Source organism: Clostridium taeniosporum (genome assembly GCF_001735765.2).
Lineage (GTDB): Bacteria > Bacillota > Clostridia > Clostridiales > Clostridiaceae > Clostridium > Clostridium taeniosporum.
The window spans coordinates 1,973,191-1,987,583 of the sequence record NZ_CP017253.2 but is presented as its reverse complement, the minus strand read 5'-3'; the positions used below and the strand labels follow the sequence as shown (position 1 = coordinate 1,987,583).

Sequence of the window (14,393 nt, the reverse complement as noted above, 5' to 3'; positions counted from 1 at the left end):
AATATGTCTAATGAAATTAATTCATCTAACTTTATAAGAAATATAATTATTGAAGATTTAGATTCTGGAAAACATAATAAAATAATAACTCGTTTCCCTCCAGAACCAAATGGGTATTTACATATAGGGCATGCCAAGTCAATAGTTTTAAATTCAGGATTAGCAGAAGAGTTTAAAGGAAAATTTAATTTAAGATTTGATGATACAAATCCTACTAAAGAAGACACTGAATATGTTGAATCAATTAAAGAAGATGTAAAATGGCTTGGTGGTAACTGGGATGAAATATTCTTTGCATCAAATTATTTTGACACAATGTATGAAAAAGCTATTCTTTTAATCAAGAAGGGATTAGCTTATGTTTGTGATCTGACTTCAGAAGAAATGAGAGAATATAGAGGAACTTTAACTGAACCAGGAAAAGAAAGTCCTTATAGAAATAGAACCGTTGAGGAAAATCTTGACTTATTGGAAAGAATGAGGAAAGGTGAATTCAAGGATGGAGAAAAAGTTTTAAGAGCTAAAATAGACATGGCTTCTCCAAATATAAATTTTAGAGATCCTATAATTTATAGAATTGCTCATGCAGAACATCATAATACAAAAGATAAATGGTGTATATATCCAATGTATGATTTTGCACATCCAATAGAAGATGCTATTGAAGGGATAACACACTCAATATGTACTTTAGAGTTTGAGGATCATAGACCTTTATATGATTGGATTGTAAAGGAATGTGAAATGGAAAATGTTCCTAGACAAATTGAATTTGCAAGATTAAATATGACTAATACAGTTATGAGTAAAAGAAAATTAAAGCAATTAGTTGATGAAGGAATAGTTGATGGATGGGATGATCCAAGAATGCCTACTATATCAGGATTAAGAAGAAGAGGATATACACCAGAATCTATAAGAAATTTTTGCAATGCAATAGGAGTAGCTAAATCTAATTCATTAGTAGATTCTCAAATGTTAGAATACTTTATAAGAGAAGATTTACAATTAAAAGCATCATCAGCAATGGCTGTTATGAAACCTTTAAAATTAGTTATTACAAACTATCCAGAAGGTGAAACAGAAATGTTAGAAATAGAAAATAACGCTAAGGATGAAAGTAAAGGAAAGAGACTTGTACCATTTTCAAGAGAGTTATATATAGAACAAGAAGATTTTATGGAGGTTCCAGTAAAGAAATATTTTAGATTATTCCCTGGAAATGAAGTAAGGTTAAAAGGTGCATATTTTGTTAAATGTACAGATGTTATAAAAAATGAAAATGGTGAAGTCGTAGAAATACATTGTACTTATGATCCAGAAACAAAATCAGGTTCAGGATTTAAAGGAAGAAAGGTAAAAGCAACTATTCACTGGGTAGATGCTAAAGCAGCAAAATCAGCAGAATTTAGATTATTTGAACCGTTAATATTAGATGATGTAGAAGAAAATGAAGGAAAGCATTTCTTAGAACAAATAAATCCAAACTCACTAAAAGTATTACAAGGATTTATTGAGCCAACAGCTGTAGAAAATGCTAAGTCACAAGATAAGTTCCAATTTATTAGAAATGGATTCTTTACAGTAGATTCAAAATATACTACTGATGAAAAGTTAGTATTTAATAGAATAGTATCACTTAAAAGTTCATTTAGATTATAAAGTGAAATTTTTCAGGTGAAGTTTTATACTCCAGCTGAATTTAGTTGAACTTATCTAGAAGCGTATAGTGGTTATCTCCTACTTGAAGAAGAGGAGTGTTACGAATGTAGCTATCGGATAAAAGTAAAAACGTCGGGTTTTTCTCGACGTTTTTTATTATATGAAAATAAATTGGACACTGTAGAGCAAATTAAGTAGAATTGTGAAATGAAAACATTTCAAAATACATATAAACATAGAGCAAAAAATATTAGATATTAAATTAAAAATAAATGTTGTAATAAAATTAGAAATATGCTATAATAAATATATTGTTAAAAAAGATTTTTTATAGATATGTAGATTTCTCCTTTTAGAGAATTATATAAATCAATATTAGTCTTTAAAATTAAGGAGGAATTTAATATGGAAGATAAGACATTAGTATGTAGAGATTGTGGAGAAGAATTCGTATTTTCAGTAGGAGAACAAGAATTCTATAAAGAAAAAGGATTCGATAATGAACCTGTAAGATGTGTAGCTTGTAGAAGAGCTAAGAAAGCACAAAATAATAGAAGATAATTTATGATTTAAAAGGTTATAAGATTTTCTTATAACCTTTTTTTATGTAGCAATTTAAGAAAAGGTGAATGAAGTGATAAAATAATTATAACTATTTTATAGTAACTATAAAATAGAGGGTTCTTAGTAGTTGATCCCTAAAAGCTACTTGCCAATAATTATATAAGTTAAAGAATAATTAAGAAGCTATAGGAATTGAAATATTTTTATAGCTTCTTAATTTTACAAAAAATCAGTAAATTATTTATTATAAATTAGTAAAAATATTAATAAAAAGAGACTATGTGTTATACATAGATAACTTTTTCGATACATGCTTATTATATAGATTTTCAGAGGGTAGTTAACATATTTATTATATATTTTTATTTTATATGATATAATAATTAGGTATTAAAGTAAGTAATATCATATTATGTAATAATTTTAATATAATATGATATAAGTTATTTAAGGGGGAAATAATAGTGAAAAAATTAAAGAAACTACTTTCTATTACTCTAGTATTTATGTTATTAGCTGGAGTTTGTGGTTGTGCAGAAAAAAAGACACCCACTAATACTGTGAAGAATTATTTAGAACAAGTTAAAAAAGGTGAAAATGCAGATTTTTCTAAATTGTTAAATAAAAATATAGAAAAAGAAGATGAAAAAGCAGGAGAAGATAAAGGTAAATTTAATGAATCAGAAAAGAAAATACTTGATTCTATGAAGAACTTAACTTATAAAATAAATTCTGAAAATATAGAAGGAGATTCTGCTGTAGTAAATGTAACTGCAACTGCTCCAGATTTAGCAGCAGTTATAGGCGAGTTTTTTAAAAAGGCAATTTCAGTTGCATTTTCAGGAACTAATAAATCAGATGAAGAAAATGAAAAAATGTATGATAGTATGTTAAGTGAGTGTTTAGATAATGTTAAATTAACAGAAAGAACTCAAGATATACATTTAGAAAAAGTGGATGGCGAATGGAGAATAATCAATAATGATGAATTAGCTAAATTATTAGCTAATATAGATCCATCAATGTTTAATTTTCAAAAGTAACATATAGTTAAAGGTATATAAAAAAATAAATTTTATATTGTAAGGTAAAGGAATAGAACTAAAAATTTAATTTAGTTCTATTCCTTTATAAATTTACGACAAATACATTAGTATGTAACTAAAATTAGTTAGTAGGCTTAATAAGAATCCTAATATAGATGTAACAATACCGCAGATACTTAATTTTACACTATCATATTTTTTAATCAGACTAATAATGCCAATTATTATACCAAGAAATCCTGCAATAATTGGGAAAATAAAACTCCAGAAAAAAACTAATGAAATAATTCCAAAAACTAATGAAACAATAGATTTCCCATTTTTTTTTCTTGAATAGTTATTTTTTATAACCACTTTTGTTGAAGCAGATTTTATATTGTTAAACTCATTATTCATAATTATGTATTTTTACCTTTCAAAATTAACTTAATAAAGAATGTAAAGCAAATAAAATTAATAGTTGTAAAAAGCTACAAAATACAAACCACCCAATTACTGCACTGTTTTTCTTTTGAAGTCCAAATTGAATATATAACATACTCATTAATAAACCAATTAAACAACCTAAAATTCCAGCAACTAATACACCACCTAATGTACTTATACCTACAAGTACCCAAATCCAAGAAGGAGTTGAATCTATTGGTACATAAGGTTTATTACTATCTAAAAAAGTACCATTGACAGCTAAATCAACTTTGTTACCAATAACCACTAATTTACATTCGGTATCACCAAAGTTAATAGAATAATCAATTACATTAATAAATGCATTAGAAGATTTTACTTTTTGGCGTTCACCATCAACTATTATATAATTTCTGAATCCTGATTTATAGCCAATAGTATGCGACAGACCATCAACTTCAATTGTCCAATTTTTAATTTTCATTTTAAAATTCCCCCTATAATTATGTTATACTATAAAATACCAATTAAAATTATACCATAAATTACATATAAATCAATGTACACAAAAAAATCATAATGGAAGCTTTTTTATTCAACATGTGGAAGTATAAATATGAACATGAATTAAAGATTAAAGCTTATCCTATATAAAGCAATAGTATGATTTATCATAATTATTTTATTAATTAAAGTGCTTGGAATAATAATTTAGATTATTACTATTAAATATTAAAGTTAACTGATTTATGGAGGAATTAGATATGAAATTTATATTAGCACCAGATTCATTTAAAGAAAGTATGACCTCAAAAGAAGCATGTGAAGCTATGGAAAGAGGAATAAAAAAAGTTATGCCTAAAGCAGAATGCATAAAGGTTCCAATGGCAGATGGAGGGGAAGGAACTGTAGAAGCATTAGTAGAATCAACAAATGGACAAATATGTGAGGTAGAAGTATTAGGACCTTTAGGTAAAAAAGTTAATGCTTGTTTTGGAGTACTTGGAAATAAAAGTACAGCAGTAATAGAAATGGCAACAGCTAGTGGAATACAATTAATAAAAAGAGAAGAACGTAATCCTATTATAACTACAACTTATGGTACGGGAGAGCTTATAAAAGCAGCTTTAGATAAAGGAATAAAACATATCATTATAGGAATTGGTGGAAGTGCTACAAATGATGGAGGAGCGGGAATGATTCAAGCATTAGGTGGAAAACTTTCAGATTATAATGGAAAAGAAATTCCTTTTGGTGGTGGTTCTTTAAATAACCTTGAAAATATAGATTTATCAAATTTAGATTGCAGATTAAAGGAGGTTATAATTGAAGTTGCTTGTGATGTTACCAATCCTCTAATAGGAGAAAATGGAGCTTCAGCAATTTTTGGTCCTCAAAAGGGTGCAACACCAAAAATGGTTAAAGAATTAGATGAAAATTTATTGCATTATGCAGAAGTTATAAAAAAATGTTTAGGAAAAGATATTGCATATACTAAAGGTGCAGGAGCTGCTGGTGGGCTTGGAGCAGCACTATTAGCATTTTTAAATGGAAAATTAAAAAGAGGAATTGATTTGGTTATAAAGCATACTAATTTAAGTGAAAAAGTAAAAGGAGCAGACTTTTTATTTACGGGAGAGGGAAGTATAGATTCTCAAACAATCTTTGGGAAAACTCCTATTGGAGTAGCTAAAATAGCTAAAAGAGAAAATGTTAAAACAATAGCTTTTGCGGGAAAAATTGGAAAAGAAGTAGAGTCTTTGTATTCTGAAGGAATTGATTCTATATTTGGAATATTAACAGGTATTACGAATATGGATGAAGCATTGATATTAGGAAAAGAAAACTTAGAAAGATGTGTTGAAAATGTAGTTAGAGTCTTAGCATTATAATTTTAATAACTTACTATACTTGTGCAGAAAATAGGAAAAATTTAAGCTACTAGTCCTAATTTGGAAATAGCAGACTCTAGATTAATCCCGTTATCTGCACATTCATGTGCAAAAGCAACTATTTTTACCAAATAGTTGTTTCGGAAGTGTAATATTACTTCACCGATATTTTTCAATTTATATAATTTACCTTATTTAACTCTGAAAAGCTCAAGGAAAGTATACGTTAAAAATATCATACTCCAATATCTATGTATTGATTCTAAAGATTGAATTTGAAATTCATCAAAACCAAGAGCTGTTTTATGATATCTATAACTTACTTCAATATCCCAACGCTTTTCGGAGTATGAAATTATTGTTTTATTATCAAGTGAAACATCAGTACTTATAATGAATGCTGGCTTATCAGATAAATCACTTTTAGTCCAGCTTATAAGTACAACGGCATTTTCTATATCGTTGAGTTTTCCTTCATATCTATAAACGTAGTACTTGTTGTTACTAGCGGTAACTAAGCTAGTTTCATTAGTTCTAATGTATGAAGAAAACTCTTTTACATTTGTTTTAATGCCAGCAGGATATATCACTCTGTTAGATTTTATTCTACCGATAGTGTGACAACCATTTATTAAACCGTGAAGCAAAATTTTTGCTGAAGTATACCATGAATCAACTAATAAATAGTTGTTTTTAGTTGCAGGAGCAAATTCATTTATTAGTTCCATTGCAAGTTCATTTTTATCTAGAAATTTTTTAGATAGCTTTTTACTAGATTCCTTTCGGTGATATTGTTTGAAATTCAGAGGTATAGAATAATCATTAATCTTATAGTGGGATGTAACTAAGCAGTGAGACCACTTCGGTTTGTTACCATCAGCATGAGAATTGTGAAAATCTAAACCTTCAATTTTTTTACTTGAAGTATTTTTCTTACTCAAGGTATCATCAATAATTAGGAATCCAACATCACTATCTTCACAAGTATTGGAAATTTCAGAGATTGCATGAAATATGCATTCTTCCGTAACATATTCATGATTCCATGAATATGAACTTAGGAATCTTGAACCAGTACTTCTGTGTCGGTTAGATGTAATCTTATTGTAAGCTGAAGAAATAGTCTTATTTCCTTCGGTTACGATTATTCCAGATGTTAAATTTACCATATGATTCTTTAACGCAGAAGAATATGGAATATTTAACTCTAAAATATAGTTGCTAATAAATTCGTTTTGGTTTAATATTGTTGTCGGCATATAAATCTCCTTAGGTTTTAGTTTTGCAACAATAAATCTAGCATGTTTGAGGTTTATATGCTACTTTTTTATATAATTTTTCTTTTGGTAAAATATGAATTATAAACCAATGGTAAATTTTCTTAAATCAATGCACAAGTCAAGTAACTTAATAAAATAAAAAGGTATTTAATTATTTTGGATCTGTTTTGAATAAATGTTGATATTTTAGTATAAGAGCGCATTGGCATTAAATTTGCTTTTTAGAATCATTAAAGTAAATTTCTCTGTACAAGAGCTATATACTATAATATCAACATCATGTTAAAACATAACAACTATTTTAAATACTTTTTCATATTATCCTTCTAAAATTTTAACATAAAATGATCTATTTCTAGGCCCATCAAATTCGCAGAAATAAATACCTTGCCATGTCCCAAGTATTAAATTACCATCATTAAGTATAAAAGATTGAGAAGTTCCCATAGTTGAAGATTTCATATGGGCATGGGAATTACCTTCAAAATGTTTATATTTACTATCTTTTGTTGGGTATACTTTTTCAAATCCATATATCAAATCATGAATTACATCAGGATCAGCATTTTCATTTACTGTAATACCTGCAGTTGTATGAGGGCAATATACTAAAACAATACCGTCTTTTATATTGCTAAGTTTAATATCTTCTTTAATATATGAAGTTATATCTATCAATGTTTGTCTAGAACTTATAGTTAAGGGATGTTTAAATAAATTTTTCATTAAGGAGTACCTCCTAATAATATATATTTTCTTGAATTAACATAAATTATATCATATTTTAATTGTAATAATAAAAATCATTATTTTCTATTATTTTTATAAGTTTAAAAATGTACATAATACTTAATTTTTTTTCAAATACTATTAGAGAATACATAGGTTAAAAATTAGTTTTTTAAGAAATTTATATGTTTTAATTTAGCACTATTTTAATTTATAAATATAGTGCTAGGATATTACATTAAAGAAATAATTAAGCAAAAGAGGTAGAAAAGATGAGAAGAACTAAAACAATGGACGGAAATACTGCTGCGGCTCATATATCTTATGGATTTACAGAAGTAGCAGCTATTTATCCAATAACCCCATCATCACCAATGGCAGAACATGTTGATGAATGGGCATCTCAAGGAAGAAAAAATATATTTGGAGAACCTGTTAAAATAGTTGAAATGCAATCAGAAGCAGGTGCTGCAGGTGCTACACATGGTTCACTTCAAGCTGGTGCATTAACTACAACATATACAGCATCACAAGGGTTACTACTTATGATTCCTAATATGTATAAAATATCAGGAGAAAAATTACCTTGCGTTATGCATGTTTCTTCTAGAGCACTTGCTACATCTTCTTTAAGTATCTTTGGAGATCATCAAGATGTTATGGCAGCAAGACAAACAGGATTTGCTATGCTTGTAGAAAGTTCTGTACAAGAAGTTATGGATTTATCAGGAGTTGCACATTTAGCAGCTATAAAAGGGAAAATACCTTTTCTTAATTTTTTTGAAGGATTCAGAACATCTCATGAAATTCAAAAAATTGAAGTGATTGAGCAGGATGAATTAGCTAAATTAGTTGATTATAATGCTATTGACGAATTTAGAAAAAATTCATTAAATCCTAACCATCCAGTAACTAGAGGTACAGCTCAAAATCCAGATATATATTTCCAAACAAGAGAAGCCGTAAATAAAGCTTATAATGATATTCCATCTATTGTAGAAGAATACATGAGTGAGATAACTAAACTTATAGGTAGAGAATATCATTGCTTTGATTATTATGGAGCAAAGGATGCTGATAGAATAATAATAGCAATGGGATCAGTTAATGATGTAATAGAAGAAACAGTTGATTATTTAAACAATAATAAACAAAAAGTAGGTTTAGTAAAAGTTAGACTGTATAGACCATTTTCAATTGAAAGATTATTAAAAGTTATACCAAAAACAGTTGAGAAAATTGCAGTTTTAGATAGGACAAAAGAGCCAGGTTCAATAGGGGAGCCATTATATTTAGATGTAGTTAGAAGTTTATATGGTAAAAAAGATGCTCCTATAGTTGTTGGTGGAAGATTTGGTTTAGGTTCTAAAGATCCAACACCTTCACATATTGCTGCTGTTTTTGATAACTTGCTTAATGATGAACCTAAGAATGGATTTACTATAGGAATAACTGATGATTTAACTAATACATCATTAAAGTTGCATAGAGATATTAATGCAATTCCAGAGGGAACTACTTCTTGTAAGTTCTGGGGATTAGGATCAGATGGTACAGTAGGAGCTAATAAGAGTGCTATAAAAATTATAGGTGATCATACTGATATGTATGCCCAAGGATATTTTGACTATGATTCTAAAAAATCTGGTGGTATAACAGTTTCTCATTTAAGATTTGGAAAAGAACCTATAAAATCAAGATATCTAATAGACAATGCAGATTTTATTGCATGTCACAATCAATCGTATGTCTATAAATACAATGTATTAAAGGGATTAAAGAAGAATGGAAGATTTTTATTAAATACTATATGGGATAAAGATGAGTTAGATGAGAAATTACCAGCCGGTATGAAGAGATTTATTGCTGAAAACAATATAGAATTTTATATAATCAATGCTATTAAAATAGCTCAAGAAATTGGTCTGGGTGGAAGAATAAATATGATAATGCAAGCAGCATTCTTTAAAATAACCAATATAATACCAGTTGAAGATGCAGTTAAATATCTGAAAGAAGCAGTTGTAAATTCATATGGTAAAAAAGGTGAAAAAGTAGTTAGAATGAATAATGACGCTATTGATGCAGGACTTGAAGGTATAGTAAAAATAGAAATACCATTTGGATGGAAAAACTCTATTGATGAAAAGAAAGAGAATAATGAAGATTTACCTGAATTTATAAAAGAAATAGTAAATCCTATGAATAGATTAGAAGGAGACTCTTTACCAGTTTCTACTTTCGTTAAACATAATATTGAAGATGGTACATTTATGGCTGGAACTACTGCTTATGAAAAAAGAGGAATTGCTGTAAATGTTCCAGAATGGTTACCTGATAAATGCATACAATGTAATCAATGTTCTTATGTATGTCCACATGCTACAATAAGACCATTTTTACTAAATGAAGAAGAAAAAGTAAAAGCACCTTCAGCTATTAAACTTGTTGAACCAAAGGGATTAAAGAGTGAAGAAAAATTATATTATTCAATAGGAATAACCCCACTTGATTGTACAGGATGTGGAAATTGTGCTGAAGTTTGTCCTGCACCAGGCAAAGCGTTGATTATGAGACCACAAGAATCTCAACATGATCAAATAGAAGTATGGGATTATACAATTAAAAAAGTTGTAAATAAAAATCCTATGAATAAAAATACCGTAAAAGGAAGTCAATTTGAAACTCCACTTCTTGAATATTCAGGAGCTTGTGCAGGATGTGGAGAACCTGCATATGCTAAGCTTGTAACACAATTATTTGGACCAAGAATGATGATAGCAAATGCAACTGGTTGTTCATCAATTTGGTCAGCAGGAGGTCCTGCTACAGCTTATACTAAAAATCAAGAGGGATATGGTCCAGCATGGGCTAATTCTTTATTTGAAGATAATGCTGAATTTGGTTATGGAATGTACTTAGGAGTTAAAGCTATTAGAGAAAGAATAGCGCATAATATAGAAAAAGCACTAAATTCAGATATGGGTGAAGATGTAAAATCAGTATTAAAAGAATGGTTAGATAATAAAGATTGTGGAGAAGGAACTAGAGAAAGAGCCAACAAAGTTGTAGAGGTTCTTGAAAAAGAAAATAATGAACTTGCTAAAGTTATATTAAATGATAAAGACTTTTTAGTTAATAGATCTCAATGGATATTTGGTGGAGATGGTTGGGGCTATGATATAGGTTATGGTGGACTTGATCATGTTATTTCATCTGGAGAAAATGTTAATATATTAATATTTGATACAGAGATATATTCAAATACTGGAGGTCAAGCGTCTAAATCTACACCAACAGCTGCTATTGCTAAATTTGCTGCTTCAGGTAAGAAAACTAAAAAGAAAGATTTAGGAATGATTGCAATGACTTATGGATATGTGTATGTAGCTCAAATAGCCATAGGGGCAGATAAAAATCAAGCACTTAAAGCTATATTGGAAGCTGAAAGTTATGATGGACCATCATTAATAATTGCTTATGCACCATGTATAAGTCATGGAATAAAGGTTGGAATGTCAAACTCTCAAGAAGAAGAAAGAAAAGCAGTTGAATGTGGATATTGGACTTTATATAGATATAATCCTACATTAAAAGGAACAAAGAATCCATTTTCGTTAGATTCAAAGGAACCAAAAGGAAACTTTAGAGAATTTTTAATGGGTGAAGTTAGATACGCTTCACTTGCTAAGGTATTCCCAGAGTCATCAGAAGAGTTATTAAAAAAGACTGAAGAGGATGCTTTAGAAAGATATAATAATTATAAAAAATTAGCGTCTCAACAATAAAAATGTGAAGATTAAAATGGCTATATTACTAAATGAATAAGTAATATAGCCATTTTACAATATAAAAATAAATACAAAATTTGCTAAAATTTTATATTTATTTTTTAATAAAATATATAAAACTACATAAAACAAACAAGCATTCTTTAGAATTATTAAAGAATCCTATAATAAAAAGGCGCTAATCTGTTTAAAAGCTCTTATTCATTGGTTGAAAAATGTCGTATATATGTTAGTATAGGAGACAAGGATGTTGCAACAAATTTGAATATATGAAAAAGCCTTTAATAAAAAGGCATATGTTGAAATTTACATATACATCCAAAAATAAATAGCGAGGGAGAGAAACTAATGAAGAAAGCTTTTTTAAGAAGAATAATAGGAGGCGTTGTAGCAGTAGCAACAATTACAAGCCTAAATCCATTAGGGGTATCCGCAGCAGGAAAAAATAATAATTGTAATATTACTAAAAGTTGGAGCAAAGTTTATGGTACTTGGTTCTGCTTAGGTTCAAATGGAGAAATAAAATTAGAAGATTATTTAAATAATTATATAAAAAATAATAAGACAAGCTGTAATTTACAATTTGGGTGGGTGAAACGTCCAACTAAACTTAATGATTCAGTAATAGCTAATAATGATTCAGCTGATACAACAGCACCAGAAGTTAATAATGGATCAAATGACACAACTGTAGTAGAAAATAATAATGGATCAAATGATACAACAATTCCAAATACATCAGAAGATAATAAAGGAAAAGATGACATAACAGTTCCAAATGTAACAGAAGACAACAATGGATCAAATGATGTAACAACTCCAAACACTAATGTAAATGAAGGTACAACTGCACCAGAAAAACCAGTAGATAAGGAAGAAAATGTGCAACCTACAAGTGGTGATTCTGTAAATGTATCAGGATTAAGCAAATTACCAGAAAAATATTCTATAAGCATACAAAGTAATGCAGAAAATAAGATTCTTCAATTAATGAATGAAAAAAGAGTACAAGCTGGTTTACAACCATTAACTATGGATAATACTTTATTAAAAGTTGCTAGATATAAGAGTAACCATATGATTCAATATAATTACTTTGATCACACAAATCCAGACGGAACTAAGTGGACAAACTGGTTACAAGCAATAGGATATAAATATAATACAACTGGTGAAAATATTGCATACAATACTTATGATCCAGTAGAATTATTTAACCAATGGTGGAATTCAAAAGGTCATAGAGACAATATGATGAATCCTGCATATAACAAAGTTGGTATAGGTGTTATTTACGATAAAGACAATAATAAATATATGGGAACACAAACATTCTCAAATTAATTTTACTATGATACAAATGTATTAGTTTAAAATTCGTAATTACAAGTCACTGAAAAATATTCTAAATTAAATAAAGTTTATAAAAAGTCATTGATTTATTTTTCTTAAAATAAGATTAAGAAATTTGAATTGATGACTTTTTTTAGTAATATATGTTATAATTTACTCATATAATTCACAATAAATGGTTAAAATATAATAGAGAGATTTTATATTATTACTAATTTGATAATTTAATATATTATAACTAGGGGTGATAATTTGGAAAAACAATGTTTTTACTGTAAAAAAGAATTAGATAATGAATATTTGGAAAACAAGGTAGGGTATTTTTGTAATGAATGTCATTATGACAAATATTTAAAAAATTTAAGTTGGCAAGAATATGTAGATTTACAGCATAGTTTTTGTGCATGTAGTGATGATTAAAAGAATAGAAAAGGTGGTGTTTTAATAAAACACCACCTTTAAATATATTAATAATTAATATAAATGAAAAAAATATACTGTTTTAGATTCTTCTTTCACATATAAATCAAATAAGAAAATTATAATTTTTAAGGTTAACTATATAATAAAAGTAATAAATAATAGTATACATAAAAAACTAAATTATAAATCTTTAATTTAGTTTTTTGTTGTGTGTACAAAGAAAAGAATTTATTCATATTATATGTAAGAAAATAAAGTTTAAATTAGAATGCTATTCCTAGTTAAAAATTAAAAAAGTTAGGAGGGGTTTTATGGATTTTATGACTTATATATCAGAAAATGCATTAATTTTAATTCCAGCACTTTATATAGTAGGTATGATAATTAGGGGGACTGAAAGTATTCCTAACAAATTTATTCCATTCATTTTGTTAATTATTGGAATAACTAGTGCGATGTTCTTATTGGGGTTTAGTGTAAATTCAGCGATACAGGGTGTTTTGGTTACAGGTGCAGCAGTATACACAAATCAACTTTTTAAACAATATAATAAGAGAGAATGATTTGTAGATATTAAATAAAAGTTATTTTTTATAAAAAACATTATGGAGGTGTTGAGATGGATAAACATTTTGATGGATGGAATGTTCATAAATATGTAAGAAAGCAAGATAGGGAAGTTCTTGAGACAGCTCTTGAAGAAAATTTAAAAAGAAAATTTACACCTATAACAGTTAGTAGTCAGGTTAAAGAAGGGACAAACTATATATTTATATGTGGATCAATAAGTGATACTTATAAATTAAAAGCTGAACTTGTAAAGATATATATTTATGTCCCTAAAGAAGGAAAACCCAAATTAAAAAGTATAGAGAAAATTAATAACTAAATATATTGGAATTTAATAATCAAAGATTAATATAATGGAGGAATTAACTAAAGAATATTTAAAGTTAATTCCTTTTTTATAATAAGTATAGGTTTGTTAAGCATTAATTGAGAATTTATAATATAATAATAGGTATTGATATATAACATAAAAGATTAATATAGATATTTTTATAGATGAAGATTTATTTTAAGGTTACATATAAAATATTTAATATTATTAAATGATTAAATACTTTATAGTTAGGAAAGTATTTAGAATAAATATATTATTTTAATTAAATATTAATATGTTAAATTTATATTAGTAGTATATAAGTTTATCTACAAAATATTAAATAAAAGAAGGGTTTAAGG

11 protein-coding genes and 1 pseudogene are annotated in these 14,393 nt (G+C 27.6%); 9 read left to right on the top strand and 3 right to left on the bottom strand.

What is annotated here, in order from left to right; translation table 11 throughout:
* Positions 1-3 precede the first annotated feature (3 nt).
* The 3 genes from BGI42_RS09090 (at position 4) to BGI42_RS09080 (ending at position 3,269) form a co-directional block, all read left to right on the top strand.
* Positions 4-1,662, top strand: a complete 1,659-nt coding sequence (locus tag BGI42_RS09090) for a glutamine--tRNA ligase/YqeY domain fusion protein (RefSeq protein WP_069680009.1) — start codon at positions 4-6, stop codon at positions 1,660-1,662.
* Positions 1,663-2,067: 405 nt separating this feature from the next.
* Entirely contained in the window at positions 2,068-2,223 is a 156-nt protein-coding gene (locus BGI42_RS09085) for a zinc-ribbon domain-containing protein (RefSeq protein WP_069680008.1), read from the top strand.
* A gap of 467 nt (positions 2,224-2,690) precedes the next feature.
* Positions 2,691-3,269, top strand: a complete 579-nt coding sequence (locus tag BGI42_RS09080; protein WP_105165912.1) for a DUF4878 domain-containing protein — start codon at positions 2,691-2,693, stop codon at positions 3,267-3,269.
* A 424-nt stretch (positions 3,270-3,693) separates the two neighbouring features.
* Here BGI42_RS09080 and BGI42_RS09070 read toward each other — a convergent pair whose 3' ends face one another.
* A complete protein-coding gene (locus tag BGI42_RS09070) occupies positions 3,694-4,164 on the bottom strand; it encodes a hypothetical protein (protein WP_242984717.1) in 471 nt (156 codons plus the stop codon).
* A 280-nt stretch (positions 4,165-4,444) separates the two neighbouring features.
* Here BGI42_RS09070 and BGI42_RS09065 point away from each other — a divergent pair, with 280 nt between their 5' ends.
* Positions 4,445-5,572: a glycerate kinase family protein gene (locus tag BGI42_RS09065; protein ID WP_069680006.1), complete on the top strand. Its 1,128-nt coding sequence runs from the start codon at positions 4,445-4,447 to the stop codon at positions 5,570-5,572.
* 41 nt (positions 5,573-5,613) lie between these two features.
* On the opposite strand, the pseudogene BGI42_RS09060 reads toward BGI42_RS09065, so the two are convergent.
* Positions 5,614-6,831 (bottom strand): annotated as a pseudogene (locus BGI42_RS09060) (IS701 family transposase).
* Positions 6,832-7,170: 339 nt separating this feature from the next.
* Positions 7,171-7,578 carry a secondary thiamine-phosphate synthase enzyme YjbQ gene (locus tag BGI42_RS09055; protein ID WP_069680005.1) on the bottom strand — a complete coding sequence of 136 codons (408 nt, stop codon included), beginning with the start codon at positions 7,576-7,578 and terminating at the stop codon, positions 7,171-7,173.
* Between the two features lie 275 nt (positions 7,579-7,853).
* Here BGI42_RS09055 and nifJ point away from each other — a divergent pair, with 275 nt between their 5' ends.
* From nifJ to BGI42_RS09035, 5 genes are all read left to right on the top strand, one after another.
* Positions 7,854-11,369, top strand: coding sequence for a pyruvate:ferredoxin (flavodoxin) oxidoreductase (nifJ, locus tag BGI42_RS09050; protein ID WP_069680004.1), 3,516 nt, complete (start codon positions 7,854-7,856; stop codon positions 11,367-11,369).
* A 351-nt stretch (positions 11,370-11,720) separates the two neighbouring features.
* Positions 11,721-12,716, top strand: coding sequence for a CAP domain-containing protein (locus BGI42_RS09045; RefSeq protein WP_069680003.1), 996 nt, complete (start codon positions 11,721-11,723; stop codon positions 12,714-12,716).
* A 261-nt stretch (positions 12,717-12,977) separates the two neighbouring features.
* Positions 12,978-13,145 (top strand): hypothetical protein, encoded by a 168-nt coding sequence (locus BGI42_RS16235; RefSeq protein ID WP_192875369.1) that lies wholly within the window; start codon positions 12,978-12,980, stop codon positions 13,143-13,145.
* A gap of 314 nt (positions 13,146-13,459) precedes the next feature.
* Positions 13,460-13,711, top strand: a complete 252-nt coding sequence (locus BGI42_RS09040) for a phage holin family protein (protein WP_069680002.1) — start codon at positions 13,460-13,462, stop codon at positions 13,709-13,711.
* A gap of 56 nt (positions 13,712-13,767) precedes the next feature.
* Complete coding sequence (locus BGI42_RS09035; protein WP_069680001.1) at positions 13,768-14,037, top strand: hypothetical protein; 270 nt, start codon at positions 13,768-13,770, stop codon at positions 14,035-14,037.
* The last annotated feature ends 356 nt before the right edge of the window (positions 14,038-14,393 follow it).